The following is a 17,372-nucleotide window of genomic DNA, read 5'->3' as shown; positions in this document are numbered from 1 at the left end:
GCGATCAGAGCGAACAGGATAATCCGCTGGCGAAAAAGACCGGTGTGTTTGAAGTGGCTACTAAGCAGGCGAATTGGTACGCCCAGGCGATGGCGGATTTAACCGACTCAGATGGCTTTAAAGCCCCGGGCACGCCTGGCGAATCCACCCAGGGCTGGCACGGACACAAGAATACCTATTCGGGCCAGTTTCAGTATGCCTTTGACAATGATCTGAAAGTCACCCTGATGCCGCGCTATTTTGACGAAGACGCCGCCACCCTGGAAAACACCTTTGTGCCGGGGTTCGGCAACCGAACTCAGACGTATCGGGATAAGACTGAAGTGACCCATCTGGCGGCGGTGGCGGAGCAGACGCTGTCCAATGATTGGCACTGGAAGTTGCGCGGTATGTGGGAAGGTTACGACAATGAATCGATCAAAGCGTCGCACCGAAAAACCTTCACCGATCACAATGAAGTGGCGGCACAGTTGGATATCCCGCTGGCGGAGTCGCATCTGCTGACGGTGGGCACGGAGTTTCAATACGATTATATGGATGTGAAAAACCTGAGCACTGGTGAAAAAGAAGTGTCCGATGAAACCCAGCAGTCGGTGCAGCTGTTTGCACAGGACAGTTGGTTTGCCACCTCACATCTGGAAATTCTGCCAGGCGTGCGGCTGCATCATGATGATCAGTTTGGCACCCATTTCGCGCCCATGCTGAATGCAATGGTCAGCCGTGAAGACTGGTTGCCGGGGCGAGTCAATCTGCGCGCGGGTGTGGGCAACGGCTACCGTACTCCCAATCTAAAAGAACGCTATTACCTGTTCGACCACAGTCAGCTGGGGTATGTGGTGCAGGGCAATCCCGATCTGCAACCGGAAAGTTCGATCAGTTACCAGTTGGGGCTGGAGTGGGTGTTTCCGCGTGACGGCAGTCTGAGCGTGAGCCTGTTCCGTAATGATGTGCAGGATTTGATTGTGGAGGCGTTGAACCCTGAAAAAACCGGCCCGAATAACGCCATGGTGTATGAGTATCAGAATGTGAACAAAGCGATGACGCAGGGCGTTGAGCTGGCGTTTCGCAAGACGCTGGGCACCTATTTCCGCTTCGATGCCAGCTACAACTATCTGCAGGCGAGAGACGAGGACACCGGCAAAAATTTGGTGGATCGGCCGGAAAACGAAGTCAAGCTGGGGTTGGATACGCTGTTTACCCCAGACATTGTGCTGACGGTGAAAATGAACTATCAGTCCGAAGAATATCTGGACGAAGCCAATGAAACCACTTCGCCCGCCTACACCACTTGGGATACGGTGCTGAATGTGGACGTGACGCGCCAATGGCGAGTCTACGGCGGTGTCAACAACCTCAGCGATGTGCAGCGCAAATTTGATGGAACCGATTTCCGACCGGAAGCGGGGCGCTATGTGTATCTCGGCCTGCGATACCGTTACGAAGACGACTGACACCATTGGCGATTTATTCAACTTTTACACGCAACAGAAATCATGGAGCTTGATATGTACCAATATTTAATCAAAACACCTTCTTTCCGTTTCAGCGGTGCCACCTTAGCGGCGTTGCTGCTGGCCAGCTTGACCGGTTGCGGCGGATCATCCGGTTCTTCCGGTGGCGACCAGCCCGAACCGACCCCGCCGTCGGATACGGCTTCTTACACGGAAATGAACGCGACTCAGGCCGACGCACCCGTGTATCTGGATTTGAGCTCAGGGCATTCGGTCGGGGAAACGGAGGCCTGGCAGATGGCGTATCAGAAGTACGTCGGTTTTATGGTGAATCGCGGCTCCACCGGCAGTCGCGGGGTCACCGCCTGTATTGCGAAGCAATACGATGAACTTTATACCGATGGCGAGCCGAATGTGGACGCCTTTTCGGCCTTGAATGCGCAGAACACACTCGCGGACTTTCAGGCGGTGACCCGTGAAAGTTGCAACGATTTCACCACCGATGCGGTGGCGTCGCAGTTTCAGGATTGGTATACCTATGATATGAACACGCATACCATCACGGTGCACGATAATGACAGCAATGGCTGGATTCTGCGCTCCGCGACCGATGATGGTAACGGAAACTATGGGTACACGCGTTTAAAAGCGGTGTCGTATGACGGCAACGGCATTACCTTTAACAGCGAATTGTGGGACAACAATACCCAGACATTTCAACCCGCGGTTTCCACCGGTGCCTTGGATTTTTCTGGCGGCGCGGTCTTCTGGGACATGGAAACCAACCGCCACAGTGAGGCCGAGATGCCCGGTTGGGATCTGAAAATCGAAAAAAGCGGTTACGGCGAAAAAATTCTGGTCAATGGCGGAGCCTCGGGCAACGGCGATGCGGGGGTTGGCAGTGCTTTGATGGTGGCGAATGTGGATGCGGTGACGGATCCGACCGACACTAATCAGGTGTTTAAATATTTCGGCGATTCCGCTTCCGGGCCGATGAGTGCGCCCGGCAGCTACGGCGCGTTTGAATACGGTGTGGGCGGCAATAATCACGATATGTGGCCGACCTTTGCGGTCTATCTGTTTCAGGACGGCGAGCGTTATTATAAAGCCCAAGTACTCAGCAACTACGGTGCGGAGGGGAATCAGACCAGCGGCTCCTTGTATGTCCGTTATCAAGAGGTGTTTGAATAATGTCGAAAACCATGGAATTGCAACGGCTTAAAGCCGAGCTGCTGGCGTCTGAAAAACCGCCCAGAGCGCGGGAAGCCGCCAAACAACTCGGGGTGAGCGAAGCGGAGTATGTGGCGCTGTCCTGCGGTGACGGTGACGCGGCGAACAGAAGGCTCAAGCGGGAAGGCTTTGTGGCGATGTTACAGGCCTTGCATCAAGCGGGTGAGGTGATGGCGTTGACGCGCAATGAGGCCGTGGTGATGGAACACCACGGCGTCTATCGCAATGCGGTGGTGAAGCACAATCATGTGATGTTTATCGAGCCGGAGATGGATTTACGCTTGAAAGTCACCGCTTGGCAATACGGTTTTGCGGTGAATGAAAACGGTCGCCGCAGTCTGCAGTTTTTTGCGGCTGACGGGCAGGCTGCCCACAAAATTTATATGACCGAGGCCTCGGATAGGGAGGCTTATGACAAGCTGGTAGCGCAATACGGCACGGACGGCGGCTTTGAGGGTATGTCGGTGTCACCGAGTCCGACAGGCTCACCCGACGAAACGGCGATGTTGCAAGTGGACGCCGACGCCATTCGCAAGGATTGGCGGGCGCTGGACAATGCCCATCATGTTAACGCCTTGCTGAAGGCGTATGGCCTGACGCGGCCGCAGGTGTATCGCTATCTGGGGGACGAGGCGGTGCGCTTGCAGCCGGATGCGTTGAAAAGCTTGCTCGAACAGGCTTCCGACCAGGCCTGGTCATTATTGATGTTTGTGCCCAACGGCGCGGCAACACAGATTCATAATGGCACGGTGCATACATTAATGGAAATGGGCCCTTGGTTTAATGTGCTGGATGCCAAATTTAATTTGCATGCCAATTTGGCGTTAATCACCCAGGCCTGGTGGGTTCGCAAGCCGTCCGATGGGCGAATGGTGACGTCGCTGGAATTGTTCGATGCGGATGATAATGCGGTGATGATGGTGTATCTGCATCCGGATGACCGTGGGCCGGAGCGCTTGGCGCAGTGGGATGCGTTTTTATTGAGTCTGTCGGTCTTTGCCGCCACCGCCACCACCACGGCGCAGGAGGTCACATGACAAACCAACGGACACTCAAGTGTGAACACGCCGACCAGCGCCTTTCGGCGAATCGGCGAGCGACATCAACGGTTTCACCAGGCCTGGTAGAAAGCGAAGCAGACGCTTGGTCGATTCTCAGTGGTGTGTTGACGGCCTATGCCCTGCTGGCGCTGATGATCACGGTTTGGCTATTCAGTGGTGCGGCTCAGGCACAGGCTGAAGAAACGCCACGCATTGTCGCCATTGATGGTTCCCTGTCGGAAATCGTTTTTGCGCTGGGTAAGGGCGATGAGCTGGTGGGGCGCGATACCACCTCCTCTTATCCAAAGGCAGCGACCGAACGGCCGAGCGTCGGTTATATGCGTCAATTATCAGCGGAAGGCATTCTGTCGCTCAAACCCACGCTGGTGTTGGCCACGCAGGACGCCAAGCCACAAAGAGTGCTCACGCGGTTGAAAGACGCGGGCGTGGCGGTGGAAGTCATCGACAATGTCTATACGCCGGAGGGTGTCGCCGCCAAAATCAAACGGGTGACCGCGATTCTCCAAGTGCCGCAAAAAGGGACGGAATTGATCCGAAAAATGCGCCAATCGGTGGCGCAAGCCACACGCGAAGCGCAGCAGGCCGCAGAGCAGATGGGGAAACCCAAAAGCGCCATTTTTGTGCTCAATATGCGTGGCGGCAATATGATGGTGGCGGGTCAAGGTACGCGCGCCGATGAAATGCTGCAACTGGCGCGGGTTGTGAATCCGGCGGCCGATGCGTTCAAGGGGTACAAACCACTGACGGCGGAAGCGGCGATTCAGTATAATCCCAGCGTACTGATTACGATGTCGCATGGCCTGAGCGCCTCCGGCGGACGTGACGCCATGCTGGACACGCCCGCCATTCAGATGACCGAAGCCGGTCAGCAAGGGCGTCTGTTGGTCATGGACGACAGTTTTCTCACCTTTGGCCCGCGATTGGGCGAGGCCATTGCCTCACTGGTACAACAAGTGTATGGCAAAGACTGAGCAATCAAGGCAAGCGAGAAGGTAGGCGAAATGATTCAACTCAAATCGATATTCCAATCAAAACACAGGACGCCGTTGTGAGACGAGTGCAATCCCCTTTATGGGCGTTGGCCGGATTGCTGCTGTTGACGCTGCTGGTCAGTCTCTATTCATTGACGATCGGCGCGATTTCGCTGGACACCTCGCAAGTGGTGTCATCGCTGCTGGGTTGGCAGGACGACTTTCAAACGGCGTTGGTGGTGAATGAAATCCGCTTGCCACGCTTGTTGCTGGGCTTGTTGGTCGGTGCCGGGTTGGCGGTGGCTGGTGCCGCCATGCAGGGGCTGTTCCGCAATCCGCTGGCTGATCCTGGCCTGGTCGGTGTGTCCAGTGGCGCGGCGCTGGCGGCGGTGACCATTATTGTGCTGGGCAGTTCTTTTCTCAGCCAGTGGGTCGTTTTCTGGGGCTTTTTTGCCTTGCCGGTGGCGGCGTTTCTCGGCGGTCTGTTGGTCACTTGGCTGATTTATCGCGTGGCGACCAAAAACGGCCGCACCGATGTCGGCCTGATGCTGTTAACGGGGATTGCCATCAATGCCATCGCCGGTTCCGCCACCGGCATTCTCACCTATTTTGCCACCGATGAAGAATTGCGCACCCTCACTTTCTGGACCATGGGGTCCATTGCCAGTGCTTCCTGGCAGGATCTGGCGATAGCGACCTTGCCAATATTGGTGGCGGTGATTGCCTTGCCGTATTTTGCCCGCCCGCTGAATGCGTTTTTAATGGGCGAAGCGGTCACCACACACATGGGTTTTAATGTCAAACAGCTCAAGTGGGCGGTGATCGCGCTGACGGCGCTGGCGGTGGGCGCGGCGGTGTCGGTCAGTGGCATTATTGGCTTTGTCGGGCTGGTGGCTCCGCATATCGTGCGTTTGATTCTCGGGCCGGATCATCGCTGGGTGTTGCCCGGCAGTGCACTGGTGGGTGCCATTCTGGTGGTGGCGTCCGATATGCTGGCACGGACACTTTTATCACCGGCGGAACTGCCGATCGGCATCGTCATGTCCGCCATCGGTGGCCCTTTCTTCCTGTGGCTGCTGATTCAGCGCCGTTCGCGGGTTGGGTTTTGACGGGAAAGGTAATGGCACCGAACGGAGAAGATTGTTATGCTGGTGACTGAAAATTTGAATATTGCCTTGCAGGGGAAGCCGATTCTCAAACACATTGACCTGACGATTGAACCGGGTTCGATGGTGTCGATTTTAGGCCCAAATGGCGCGGGTAAATCGACTTTGATGAAAAGCCTCAGCGGCGACCTGCCGGATGCGCTCAATCAGGTGCGCCTGGAAGGACGGCGGTTGGATGAGTATCGCGTGACGGAACTGGCTAACTTACGCGCGGTGATGCCGCAGTCGGTGCAGTTGGATTTTCCGTTTCTCGTCTCCGAAGTCATTGAAATGAGCCTGCTGACGTCGGTGTCGCACGCTGACCGCTCGGCTTATGTGGATCGGGCGCTGGCGATGTTTGATGTGGCGCACCTGAAAGATCGGAATTATCTAACCTTGTCCGGCGGCGAGCAACAGCGCGTGCAATTGGCGCGGGTGATGGCGCAGATCGTCGATAAAGTCGATCAACAAAACCGCTATCTGTTTCTGGATGAATGCACTTCCAGTCTTGATCTGGCGCATCAGCATCAGGTGTTTGAGGTGGTCGAAAGCGTGGTGAAAAAACACCGTATTGCCGCGATGATGGTGTTGCACGATTTGAATCTGGCTTCGCAATATTCGGATCGGCTGGTGCTGATGAATCAAGGCGAAATCGTCAGCCAAGGCACGGTTTCGGAGGTGTTGCAGGCCGAGCGCATCACGGACGTCTACGGTTACCCCGTGCAAATCATTCCTCACCCAAACGGCTGGCCAATGGTCATTCCCGCTTGAATCGCTTGGTTTGTAATTGAGCTGGCAGTTAACGAGACTCTTTCGTGTGCCAAATGCGTAAAATATAAAGGGTGTCGTGTTGGATCTCATAACGCATTTCATAGGCACCGACGAACAAACGACGAACCTCCCTTGGTTCAAACGTATCCAGTTTTTCGCCCAGCCTTGGGTGTGTCATCAGGGTTTTCGGGGCGGCGGATAGGTTTTGTACCACTTTGGCCGCGGCACTGGGGTTTTGCGGTTTGAGAAACTCGTACAATCGCTCGAGATCAGAGGCGGCTTTATTCGTCCAGTTTAGCGTTATCATTGGGGAGCGGGTTTGGGTGTTTCGGTGTTGAGGCTACTTGCCCAAGCTTCAATGGATTCTTGGCTGATGAGGTTGCCGCTATCGACATCGTCAAGCGCTTCGCGAGTCAGGCGTTCACGCAAAGATTCTTGTTCAATCCATGATGTCAGTGCCTGTTTTACGATCCAACTTTTTGACCGTTCCAGTTTTTCGGCCAATTGGTCAATCTGGGTCGCCATGTCGCGTGGGATGTGAGTCGTCAGGACTCGAGTATCAGTTTGTGTCATGGTTATCACTCATTAATCTGAATAAAATTTAATCATAATTAATAACTGTGAATAAAGCAACGCTCACCCGAGCCGCCGGTTGGCTTAAGCCAAGCGACGGTTAGGGCGTTCTGTTTTTTTTGCGGTGACGATTATGATAGCATTCAATGTCACCAAGCTTTCACGATGAGAATCCGATTTTGAAATTGATTAAAAATATACTGCTGATTGTTCTGTTTATCTTCATCAAGTTGTTTGGCTGGCTGTTTAAGGGCACGCGCAAGACGGTGGATCTGGGGGTGGATGCCTATCAGTCGGTGAAGAACAGCCAGAGCTTTGATGAGGCCTATCGTAATTTTGCCACCAATAAATACGCCAAGGCGCGTTTGAGCGTGCCGGAAGAAGTGATTGCGCTGATGGCGAAGGTGGCCGCCAGCGACGGCAAAATCAGCGAGCTGGAAGTGGAGTATATGAGCGACACCATCGTGTCGATTGCCAAGGCGATGCAGGCGGCGGGTCTGAGCCAGCCGGTTGTGGACGCGGTGAAGCAAAAGTTGTTCAAACTGGCCAACACCGCCAAGCGCGATGAGAATCCGGTGACCTATTATTGCTATGCCTTGTCACGCTCCGGCGAAGGGGTACGACAGGGGGCTTTGCTGCAGATTATTTCCTTTGCGACGCTGGATGGCTTGAGTGATGACACTCAGCAGGTGTTGCAGCAAATCGGCCAAGCCTTGCAGTTTTCACCCGAACAGGTGGCGGCGTTTATTGAGCAAGTTCATGGTGGTGGCTTTAGGGGCTTCGGCAGCGGAATGGATCCCAATCAACCGGATCCTTACGAGGTGTTGGGTTGCCGCGAGAGCGATGACTTCACGGTGATCAAGCAGGCCTATCGAAAATTGGTGAAACAATATCATCCTGATTATATGCACGGTCAAGGGATGGCGGATGCCGACATTCAGCAGGCGACGCAGAAAATGCAGGAAATCAATGCCGCCTACGAAACCATTAAACGCCGCCGTGGTGTTTGAAAGCGTTCATGTGGTTTGACCAGGCCTGGTCGATTTTTGCATTTGAAGGCTTTATCCCGGTAACCCATCCGCTCTGGGTTGGGTCAGCCAGGGGTGGTAGCGCCACCAGTAGCCGATAAACGCCGCCGTCCAGAGCCCCCCTGCCAGCAAATAGAACTCCGAGTGCCAGTCCGGCAGCGCCGGAATCAGCAGACCACGAATCACAGTGGCTGTCACAATCATCACCACGCCCAGTTTGAACCAGCCCAGTTGTGCCACTAGGTTTTGAGTGACGACTCCAACTCAGGACGAAAAAGGAGAGCAAAGGCGGCATTGCAAGCGTTTGATTTGCCAGTGGCAGATAGTAAAGTACGCTCGATTGCAAAATAATTATTCTCATAATGTAGTAAGCTGGATACAATGGTTTGATGAAACAAATCAATAAATACGTTCGTGATGGCGAGTCACCGTTTGATGAACGCTTTAAAAAAATCAAAGACCACCAAGCCAAAAATCGAATTACAAAGCGATTGATTCGACTAAGCAACGGCCATGCCGGTGATTTTAGAAAGCTAGATGAACAGCTCTATGAATTGCGCATTGATGTTGGCAAAGGTTGGCGTGTTTATTACACAGAGCAACATAATGAAATTGTGTTGTTGATGTTGGTCGGTGACAAAACGCAGCAAATCAAAGATATTAAGACCGTAAGGAGTTGGTTAAATGAAAACGCTTGAATCAGTGCCCTACGATGCAGCTGATTATTTAGAAACCGCAGAAGATGTCAGAGGCTTTCTTGAGGCGTGCCTTGAAGACAATGACCCTGAATTTTTTATTCAAGCACTGGGGATTGCGGCACGTTCCAAAGGTATGACTGAAATCAGCAAGCAAACCGGATTGGGGCGAGAAAGCCTCTATAAATCTTTTGGTCAAGGCAAGCACCCGCGATTTGAAACCGTGTTTAAAGTCATCAATGCTCTAGGCTTAGAATTTCGCTTGCAACAATCCGTAACGGCTTAAGGTTACAACTCTTTATTCTCTCTGGCCACTTTGTATTCACCAGGGCGGCTCTCGCACATCGACATAGAATTTTTTTTCTGGCAGGGTTAGCTTTTCACCAGCCGAGATGGATTCCAATCAACCGGATCCTTACGACGTGCTGGGCTGTGCAGAAAGTGATGACTTCACGGTGATCAAGCAGGCCTATCGAAAATTGGTGAAACAATATCATCCTGATTATATGCACGGTCAAGGGATGGCGGATGCCGACATTCAGCAGGCGACGCAGAAAATGCAGGAAATCAATGCCGCCTACGAAACCATTAAACGCCGCCGTGGTGTTTGAAAGCGTTCATGTGGTTTGACCAGGCCTGGTCGATTTTTGCATTTGAAGGCTTTATCCCGGTAACCCATCCGCTCTGGGTTGGGTCAGCCAGGGGTGGTAGCGCCACCAGTAGCCGATAAACGCCGCCGTCCAGAGCCCCCCTGCCAGCAAATAGAGCTCCGTATGCCAGTCCGGCAGCGCCGGAATCAGCAGGCTGCGAACCAGAGTGGCCGTTACAATCATCACCACGCCCAGTTTGAGCCAACCCAGTTGCGCCAGTGTCCGCCCAGTGTGAAGGTGGGTGACAATCATCAATACAATAAAATAGGCCAGCCCCAAAGCACCCATGGTGAGAAAGTGGCGCGCGGGTGCCAAGGCGTTGGCGGTCAGCGGGCCGTCACTTTGCAACGCTTGCCAGCCCATCAGGCCGTAGCCGATGCCGAACAGGGTCAGCAGGAGCATGATCGGCCACACAATGGGCACCTTGAGAATGAAGGTGTCGGTGCGAACGAAATCATTCAGCGTATTGAACAGCGCCGCCATCACCGCCAGATATAACCAGGCCTGGGCGGAATTGCCGGGAACGAAAAGTGCCACCAGGCCGGCCAGCGCCACGCTGAAAATGGCAAGGTTGTAGGCCGGCGGGCGCGCAAGAAAACGGTCGTCAATGGTTTCCTGCTCAAACCATTCATTAATCGACTGGGTGGCGATGCGGCGTACCGCCACCAGTATCAGAATCATAAAGGCCGACACCGACGCTTGCAGTATTTGAAAACCGCTAAACTCAATCCAACCCGCTTCGGCGATAAAAAACAGCGCCTGAAACACCCACACCAGTCCATAGGCCAGCAGCAGCGCCCATTGCCGCCTCAGCGGGTCAGCGAGAATGGGACGCGCCACATAAAACAGCAGCAGCGGTAAAAAGCTCAGTTGTATCAGCGCCACCAGCGGCCATCCCAGCCAATCCATTCCCCAAAAACTGACGCGTCCCAGAAACCACAATGCCACCAGCCCCAGCAGGGTGCGCCCCGCCACGGGCGGTGTGCCCTCGTAAAACTCCGGCACGGCGGTCATAATAAACGCGGCCATCATGGCGCTGGTGAGGCCGAACAGCATTTCGTAAAGGTGCCAATTGAGCGGCGAGGATGGAAAAGACACTGGCAGTCCGCCCACCCAAAACAGCACCCAGAGGGCGACATTCAGTGTCAGCACCCAAGGCATCAGCCAGAAAAAAGGGCGGAAGCCGTAGGCAAAAAACGGTGTGGGTTCGGCCTCGGTGCCGCTGAGGCGGGTGAGACGCTGGTTGAGGGTTTGGAATAATGCGGTCATGGCGGTCATGCGTTGTCTCCGCGACGTTGGGCGAAATTCAGCTCAAAGGTTTCGATAATGCCGGGGTCTTGCAGCAAGGTGTGTAATTCGCGATAGACATCGTCCTCGGTGCGTTCCATCAAGGGTTGGGGGAGGTTGATTTGTTTGACAATGCGCCCCGGGTGCGACCCCAGCACCAGTATGCGGTGGCTGAGTTTCAGTGCTTCGGTGAGGTCATGGGTGACAAACAATACCGCCAGTTGCTGTTCGGTGACGTGGCGCAAGAGGATGGCTTGCAGTTCCTGTTTCAGGCCAATGTCCAGCGCGGAAAAAGGTTCGTCCAGAAACAGCAGTTGTGGCTGCAACACCAGTGCACGGGCAAAGGAAACCCGTTGGCGCATGCCGCCGCTGAGGTCTTTGGGAAACTTGTCGAGATCGGCGGGTTTGAGTCCAAACTCTTGGGCGATTTGTTCCGCCGCGGCATGGCGCTCGACTTTGCCAACGCCGCGCGCTTTCAGCCCGAAGGCGATGTTGTCACGCGCGGTTTTCCACGGCAGCAGTCGCGCGTCCTGAAAGGCGGCGGCCTGGCTGTCGAAGTGGTTGCGAATGTTGCCATCGCCCACTTCCAGCAAGCCGCTGCACAAGTGCAGCAAAGTGGTTTTGCCGCCGCCGCTGGGGCCGACAATCGACACCACTTCACCCGCTTGCAGTGTCAAGTTGATGTCACTTAGGACTTCGGTTGGACCAAAGCGGTGGCTGAGATGGGAAACGCTCAATTGCGCCATGATTCCACCTCGCGCTTAATCGGTTCCAGCAGCAGGTATTCCACCAAGAGCAACACCAACACCATCACGGTAATCAGCGCCATGGCATCAGCGGAATTAAAGTGGCTACGCGCCACCGCGAGATCGGCTCCAATGCCGTCTGGCGTGGTGAGGAGTTCCGCCATGACCACAATTTTCCAACTCATGCCGAGGGCAGAAATCCACGCCGGAAAAATATAGGAAAACAAATGCGGAAACACCACATCGGTGAGTTTCATCCAAAACGGCGGCTGAAAACTGTCGCTCATTTCCAATAAGTCGCCTTCCAATGTGCGGGTGCCTTGCAGAGCGCCAATGAAAATAATTGGAAAGGCGGCGATGACCACGGTGAAAATCACGCTTTCGTCGGTCATGCCGAACCAAAGCATCGCCAGCACAATCCAGGCAATCGGCGGCACCCCCATAATCACGGTAATTAACGGGCGGCTCATCATGGCGGCGGTGACAAAGGTGCCAGCCAGCCAGCCCAGAAAGGTACCCAGAACCAAAGCAATGCCGAAGCCCCAAAGTGCACGTTGCACGGTGATCCAAAGCGACTGCCACAGTTCGGTGGTGTGCAGCATTTGCCACAGAGTGAGCAGGGTCGCTTTGGGCGACGGCAGAATCAGGCTGCCGTTAAGCTGATGCCCGAGATCCCACAGCGCCATAAACAGCAGCAGGCTGGCGAGGGCACCCCAGCCACTCCAAAGGTAGCGCGGGAATTCTTTAATTAAACGGAATAATGCAGTCATAGGGCAATCATAAAGCAATCATAAGGTCGTCATCAGGCGGTCATCGAGTTTGGGCGGTTGCGTCGGCGATCGAGTTTATCCGAGTTTATTTGAGTTGATCAAGGGGTTGTTCAGTAAGGCGATAGCATACAGGATTGTCTTTTCTCACGCTATTAAAAAAATGAATGGCATTGAACGCAACAATCTTAATGATAATAGTTATTGTTAATGTTAATTTAATATTATAGAATGCCGTTGTTTGATTGAGCGCAGGGAGCGAATCCGCTTCCTTAGACGCAGTGCGCGATAGCGGATAACCACACAAATCGGGAATACAACATGAGACTGAAACAGGGAAGCTGGCTACTGACGGCCGCCATGTCCGCCGTTTACGCCAACATTGGCTGGGCGGAAACGGTGAATCCAGCGGATGAAACCAAGTTGAAAGCGGTGGTGATTTCCGCCACCAAAACGGAAAAATCGGTGGATAAGGTCACCGCTTCGGTGCAGGTCATCGGGGAAGAAGACATTCAGAAAATGGGGGCGATCACCCTGAAAGATATTTTCCAGAATACCCCAGGCCTGGTGTTGCAGTACGGCACCTTTCCATCGGGCAGTTCCGCCTCGAAAAGCTCGGTAAACATTCGCGGTCTCGGTACCACCGGCACCTTGTGGCTGCTGGACGGTCGCCGTCTGGCGGGCGAAGTGAGCAACCCGTATGACATGGATCGTTTTCCGGCCTCCATGATTGAGCGCATTGAAATCGTTAAAGGACCCATGTCGGCGCTTTACGGCGCGGATGCGGTCGGCGGGGTGATTAACATCATCACCAAGCAACCGCAGGACAAATTTGTGGCGGACGTCAGTGTCACCGGCGGTGCCAATGGCGAAGGTGAAGGGTCGAACAAGCAGATCAGCGCCAATGTGCGCGGCGGCACCGGCGGTTTTCGCGGCAAGGCGTTTGTGTCGGTGACCGAGTCCGGCGCGTATTATGAGCAGGAGCGCACCAATACCACTGTGACGCCGAATCAAATCAAGCCGTCGCAGGTCAAGTCGCCACCGATGCCCGCCGGTTTGAAAAACATTCAAGACAGCTACGATGTCGGCGTCAGTTACCGTGAAAACGCCACTGTGAAAACCATCGGCGGGCGCGGCGAATATGATGTCACCGATCAGTTGACACTGGGCGTGGAAGGTTATTGGATGGATGAAGAACGTCACGGCAGCTATCGCGGCACCTTCCACCCCACGGGTTACAAAATGCAAAACCCACAGGGACAAATGAGTCCGGTACCGGCCTATGATGTCCCCATTAACTCCAAGGATGAGAACGAACGCTATGACGTGGCCATGGACGCCCAGTATTTTGTCAACGATGATCTCGATCTGGACTTTCGCGTGTATCGGTCTTACTACACCAAGCGCAACACCACGACTGTAAAGCATCATCAAGATTTTGGTTATCCCAGCGAATCCGCTTCCGAGTCGAACGGCATGAACGCCAATGTGGATGTCACTTCCTATGAACTCAGCGCCAACTGGGCACCGGTGGACAATCACCTTTTGACAGGCGGGGTGGAATACCGCGAAGAAAAGCGCGAAGCCACGGTCTTCAGTCAGTCCAGCGACATGGACACCCGCAAGGTGTCGTCGCAAGCCATATATTTGCAGGACGATTTTACCTTGGGCGATACCTGGTCGCTGACCTTGGGCGGACGGTATGATCAGTACGACCAGGGTGCCTACACGGATCAGTATGGCATTCGGCACGACAGTCAGTCCGACTCGGAAACCACCTTCCGCGCAGGGGTGTTGAAAAACATTCACCCATTGCTGAATGTGCGTTTTAACGCGGCGCAAGGTTTCCGTGTGCCGGATTTGCGCGAACTGTTTATCCAGAAACAAACGCCGGGCGGTCAGTTATTGGGGGCGCAAACCATTGACCCGCAACAAGGCAAGCAGGCGTATGACCTCAAACCGGAGAAAACCATGAGTTACGAGCTGGGGTTGAGCGGTGAAACAGGCCGGTTTTCTTACAGTCTCGCCGGTTTTTATAATCAGATTCACGACAAGATTCAGCAAGTCAGCGTGGCTGGCAACGCCACCGATTACTACACCTTCCAGAATGTGAAGGATGCCGAAACCAAAGGGATGGAATTGACGCTGGGCTATCAATTCCTGCGCAACCTTCAAGGCAAGCTCTTCTGGACCGAGTTGCGCACTGAAGACAAAGACACCGGAAAACAGCTGGAATTTAACCCGGATCGCGTGGTGGAGGCGGCGCTGGACTGGGACATCACCAGTCGCTTCCGCTTGGGCACTTATGTGGTTTACACGGGCGAGCAATATTACGTGGAAGACACGCAAGGGAAATACACCGACCCTTACACCCTGACCAATCTGACCACCGGTTATCGCTTTGGCGAGCACAAGCAGATCGACCTTTACGGTGGCATCAATAATGTGTTTGACCAGAAGGTCGATACCGAAATCGGCTCCAATGTCGGTGCCTATTACTTTGCCGGTGTCCGAGTTGAATTTTAATCGGGCGGATTCGTTCAAAAGAGGTTTCTATGAAAAAACAGAGAGTATTGCGATTCGGTCGCGAAAACCACCAGGCCTGGGTTTTTTTCAAGCCGTTGCTGGCGGTGTTTATGGGTTGGTTTTTGACGGGTGCGACCGTGTTGGCGGCGGAGAAGTTGCCGAAGCTGGTGTTGTCCGGCCCCTTTGCCGGCGTGTCCAATCCATTGATTCACATGGTGGAAACCGGTGCGCTGGATGAGTTTGCCGAGCAGGTTGAATTCAAGCCTTGGAACGGCGCGGATCAGTTGAAGTTGATGGCGCTGGGAAAAGGAAATTTCCAAGCCGACTTTATTGCCATGCCCACTAATGTCGCCGCCAATCTCTATAACCGCGGGGCGGAACTCAAACTGATGAATGTCTCCGTCTGGGGCATTCTCTGGATGGTGTCACGCGACAACGATTTAAAAACCCTCGCTGATTTCAAAGGCAAGGAAATTGCCATGCCGTTTCGCGGTGATATGCCGGATATTGTGTTTGAGCAACTGGTGAAAGCGGAAGGCTTGGACCCTAAAAAAGACTTTAAACTGCGCTATACCCCGCACCCACTGGATGCCATGCAGTTGTTGATTATGCGTCGGGTGGATCACGCCCTCTTACCGGAACCGGCCATTTCCATGGCGTTGCGAAAAACACAATCCTTTCCCATCAGCGTGATTGCGCCGGATCTCTATCGCAGCGTTGATTTGCAACAAGAATGGGGGCGGGTGTTTCAGCGAGAAGCAAAAATCCCCGAAGCCGGCATGACGGCCATGGCCAGTGTGCTCGACAACCCTGCGCTGCTGAAACGGTTTAATGACGCCTATGCCGAATCCATGCAATGGTGCCTGGACAACCCGAAAGCGGCGGGCGAAATGGTGGCGAAACACATTGCTTTGCTGACACCGGAAGCGGTGGCGGATTCCATCGACGTGACCCATTTCGATGTGATTTCGGCGCTGGCCGCGAAACCCGAGCTGACGTTTTTCTTCGAGCAACTGATGCAAAACACCCCCGACCTGGTCGGTGGACGCTTGCCGGATGCCGGTTTCTATTACCAGCCATAGCACGAATCGTCTGCCTGACGGTCATCCATGTCGCCCAGTGCGAAGCCGATAAGCCTTGTCACCCTGAGCGAAGCCGAAGGGTTTCAAGCGGGTTGGCACGGTTTGAACGATTTAGGTTGGCCAGCGTGAGAGGCTTCGACAGCGCTCAGCATGATGGCGAACTTAAGATTGAATACGAATGACAAAAAGGCCGCCTTGAGCGAAAGTCTAAGAGCTCGCGTCCGATCACCTCGCCTTCCCGCTCAGGAGGGCGTCTGTTCCATTTTAAAACACGACAGTTTTTCCTGCAGCCAGTGGGGGGCGTTGCTTTCCAATACATTTAAAGGTTTATTGAATCGCGTGCAGCTTGAGCGGGCGGCATGACACAGGGCCTGATTCGGGCAGTCGTTGGGACAGAAGACTTCATCCGCCTGCTGTATTGCCTCGCACACCGCTTCAATTTGATCGCTGTTCGGAACGATGAGCTCGCCGTGGTAATGCTGCACGATGGCTTTATAGGCCTTGATTAAATTGGGTGGCGCGCCGATAAAGGCGAGTTTTCGGCCGTTTAGGTCGATCGGCTGGCGCTTTTCCAGTAGATGTAAAAAATCGTCTTCCAGTGCTCTGTACTGAGCATTGAGTTGAGCGAACGCCTGTTTTGCCGCATGAAGCTCCTGTTTTAAACGTTGGTTTTCGCGTTGAAGGCTTTGGGTGTGATTCGGATGACTTGGAAACATATGTAAAGCGTTCATGGGAGGATTCCTCTAAGGGATGGGCGGAAAGATGATATAAAACAGCATGGCCTCCAGAAGTCATTAAAAAATAGCCGCGTGAGGAACGCGGCCCGAATCTAGGAGGAGCAAAATGAAGCCGGTATTGTGTGCTTAGGAGAGAGAAAAAAGCGATACCGGTGAAACGCCCGTATGGGGGTTGCTTCATTTGTGTTAATGATATAGCAAACGATAATTATTATCAATACAAATATGAAAAAAAGATAGGGTCTGTCGAAAGTGAATTCCCTGACGGCACCGAGAAGGGTTTTGCCAGGTCTGGTAAATGGTGTGATGCGTGTGAAGGGGAAGCTGGCCGTTGGTGGGAATCGGGTTAGGTGTTAGGTGTGTTGGAGCGGATGACGGTATCGGCGAGCAGCGGTGTTTTGTCGGGCTGGCCGATAAAGTAGCCTTGGGCGTAGTCGATGTGCAGTTGTCTGACTTTTTCTAAAATGTCGGCACTGCTGACGAACTCGGCAATGGTTTGAATGTCTTTTTTCTTGGCGAAAGAGACAATGGACTCGACAATGTCGTAGGCGTCCTGGTTTTCCGCCAGTTGTTTGATGAGGGAGCCGTCGATTTTGATGAAGTCGGCGTGCAGTTTCAGCAGGTTCTCGAAATTGGCGTAACCGGCACCAAA

Annotated in this window: 20 protein-coding genes; 12 read left to right on the top strand and 8 right to left on the bottom strand. The window is 53.8% G+C overall.

Going from position 1 to position 17,372, the window contains the following annotated elements; all coding sequences use genetic code 11:
* The 6 genes from ACP5D0_RS03330 to ACP5D0_RS03305 form a co-directional block, all read left to right on the top strand.
* Window positions 1-1,451: TonB-dependent receptor plug domain-containing protein (locus tag ACP5D0_RS03330; protein ID WP_472364157.1), on the top strand; the 1,451-nt coding region annotated here is incomplete at its 5' end.
* A 54-nt stretch (window positions 1,452-1,505) separates the two neighbouring features.
* A complete protein-coding gene (locus ACP5D0_RS03325; RefSeq protein ID WP_472364156.1) occupies window positions 1,506-2,642 on the top strand; it encodes a hypothetical protein in 1,137 nt (378 codons plus the stop codon).
* Entirely contained in the window at window positions 2,642-3,718 is a 1,077-nt protein-coding gene (locus ACP5D0_RS03320) for a ChuX/HutX family heme-like substrate-binding protein (protein WP_472364155.1), read from the top strand. The genes ACP5D0_RS03325 and ACP5D0_RS03320 overlap by 1 nt, the downstream gene beginning before the upstream one ends.
* Window positions 3,715-4,713: a heme/hemin ABC transporter substrate-binding protein gene (locus ACP5D0_RS03315; RefSeq protein ID WP_472364154.1), complete on the top strand. Its 999-nt coding sequence runs from the start codon at window positions 3,715-3,717 to the stop codon at window positions 4,711-4,713. Before ACP5D0_RS03320 ends, ACP5D0_RS03315 begins: the two co-directional genes overlap by 4 nt.
* Before the next feature lie 77 nt (window positions 4,714-4,790).
* A complete protein-coding gene (locus ACP5D0_RS03310) occupies window positions 4,791-5,822 on the top strand; it encodes a FecCD family ABC transporter permease (RefSeq protein ID WP_472364153.1) in 1,032 nt (343 codons plus the stop codon).
* Between the two features lie 36 nt (window positions 5,823-5,858).
* On the top strand, window positions 5,859-6,629 hold the full coding sequence (locus ACP5D0_RS03305; RefSeq protein ID WP_472364152.1) for a heme ABC transporter ATP-binding protein: 771 nt from the start codon (window positions 5,859-5,861) through the stop codon (window positions 6,627-6,629).
* Between the two features lie 28 nt (window positions 6,630-6,657).
* Here the strand turns inward: ACP5D0_RS03305 and ACP5D0_RS03300 are convergent, their stop codons facing one another.
* Complete coding sequence (locus tag ACP5D0_RS03300; protein WP_472364151.1) at window positions 6,658-6,936, bottom strand: type II toxin-antitoxin system RelE/ParE family toxin; 279 nt, start codon at window positions 6,934-6,936, stop codon at window positions 6,658-6,660.
* Entirely contained in the window at window positions 6,933-7,202 is a 270-nt protein-coding gene (locus tag ACP5D0_RS03295) for a CopG family ribbon-helix-helix protein (protein WP_472364150.1), read from the bottom strand. Before ACP5D0_RS03295 ends, ACP5D0_RS03300 begins: the two co-directional genes overlap by 4 nt.
* A gap of 146 nt (window positions 7,203-7,348) precedes the next feature.
* On the opposite strand from ACP5D0_RS03295, the gene ACP5D0_RS03290 reads away from it, so the two are divergent.
* Complete coding sequence (locus ACP5D0_RS03290) at window positions 7,349-8,212, top strand: DnaJ domain-containing protein (protein WP_472364149.1); 864 nt, start codon at window positions 7,349-7,351, stop codon at window positions 8,210-8,212.
* 51 nt (window positions 8,213-8,263) lie between these two features.
* Here the strand turns inward: ACP5D0_RS03290 and ACP5D0_RS03285 are convergent, their stop codons facing one another.
* On the bottom strand, window positions 8,264-8,470 hold the full coding sequence (locus ACP5D0_RS03285) for an NnrS family protein (protein WP_472364148.1): 207 nt from the start codon (window positions 8,468-8,470) through the stop codon (window positions 8,264-8,266).
* A gap of 149 nt (window positions 8,471-8,619) precedes the next feature.
* On the opposite strand from ACP5D0_RS03285, the gene ACP5D0_RS03280 reads away from it, so the two are divergent.
* From ACP5D0_RS03280 to ACP5D0_RS03270, 3 genes are all read left to right on the top strand, one after another.
* Entirely contained in the window at window positions 8,620-8,928 is a 309-nt protein-coding gene (locus tag ACP5D0_RS03280) for a type II toxin-antitoxin system RelE/ParE family toxin (RefSeq protein ID WP_472364147.1), read from the top strand.
* Window positions 8,915-9,211: an addiction module antidote protein gene (locus ACP5D0_RS03275; protein ID WP_472364146.1), complete on the top strand. Its 297-nt coding sequence runs from the start codon at window positions 8,915-8,917 to the stop codon at window positions 9,209-9,211. The genes ACP5D0_RS03280 and ACP5D0_RS03275 overlap by 14 nt, the downstream gene beginning before the upstream one ends.
* A 106-nt stretch (window positions 9,212-9,317) precedes the next feature.
* Window positions 9,318-9,536, top strand: coding sequence for a J domain-containing protein (locus tag ACP5D0_RS03270; protein ID WP_472364145.1), 219 nt, complete (start codon window positions 9,318-9,320; stop codon window positions 9,534-9,536).
* A gap of 51 nt (window positions 9,537-9,587) precedes the next feature.
* On the opposite strand, the gene ACP5D0_RS03265 is transcribed toward ACP5D0_RS03270, so the two are convergent.
* From ACP5D0_RS03265 to ACP5D0_RS03255, 3 genes are read right to left on the bottom strand one after another with little or no spacing between them, the layout of a single operon-like run.
* Window positions 9,588-10,853, bottom strand: a complete 1,266-nt coding sequence (locus tag ACP5D0_RS03265) for an NnrS family protein (RefSeq protein WP_472364144.1) — start codon at window positions 10,851-10,853, stop codon at window positions 9,588-9,590.
* Window positions 10,850-11,608: an ABC transporter ATP-binding protein gene (locus ACP5D0_RS03260; protein WP_472364143.1), complete on the bottom strand. Its 759-nt coding sequence runs from the start codon at window positions 11,606-11,608 to the stop codon at window positions 10,850-10,852. The genes ACP5D0_RS03265 and ACP5D0_RS03260 overlap by 4 nt, the downstream gene beginning before the upstream one ends.
* Window positions 11,596-12,378, bottom strand: a complete 783-nt coding sequence (locus ACP5D0_RS03255; protein ID WP_472364142.1) for an ABC transporter permease — start codon at window positions 12,376-12,378, stop codon at window positions 11,596-11,598. The genes ACP5D0_RS03260 and ACP5D0_RS03255 overlap by 13 nt, the downstream gene beginning before the upstream one ends.
* A 318-nt stretch (window positions 12,379-12,696) precedes the next feature.
* Between ACP5D0_RS03255 and ACP5D0_RS03250 the strand changes: the two genes are divergently transcribed.
* Entirely contained in the window at window positions 12,697-14,901 is a 2,205-nt protein-coding gene (locus tag ACP5D0_RS03250) for a TonB-dependent receptor plug domain-containing protein (protein ID WP_472364141.1), read from the top strand.
* Window positions 14,902-14,930: 29 nt separating this feature from the next.
* Window positions 14,931-15,983 (top strand): ABC transporter substrate-binding protein, encoded by a 1,053-nt coding sequence (locus ACP5D0_RS03245; protein WP_472364140.1) that lies wholly within the window; start codon window positions 14,931-14,933, stop codon window positions 15,981-15,983.
* 242 nt (window positions 15,984-16,225) lie between these two features.
* On the opposite strand, the gene ACP5D0_RS03240 is transcribed toward ACP5D0_RS03245, so the two are convergent.
* The gene (locus ACP5D0_RS03240; RefSeq protein ID WP_472364139.1) at window positions 16,226-16,714 is read right to left on the bottom strand and encodes a hypothetical protein; all 489 of its coding nucleotides are present in this window, start codon (window positions 16,712-16,714) and stop codon (window positions 16,226-16,228) included.
* A 352-nt stretch (window positions 16,715-17,066) separates the two neighbouring features.
* Window positions 17,067-17,372: EAL domain-containing protein (locus tag ACP5D0_RS03235; protein ID WP_472364138.1), on the bottom strand; the 306-nt coding region annotated here is incomplete at its 5' end.

The organism is Hydrogenovibrio sp. (assembly GCF_049975065.1).
In the GTDB taxonomy this organism is placed as follows: Bacteria; Pseudomonadota; Gammaproteobacteria; order Thiomicrospirales; family Thiomicrospiraceae; genus Hydrogenovibrio.
This window is presented reverse-complemented; position numbering and strand designations above follow the sequence as displayed.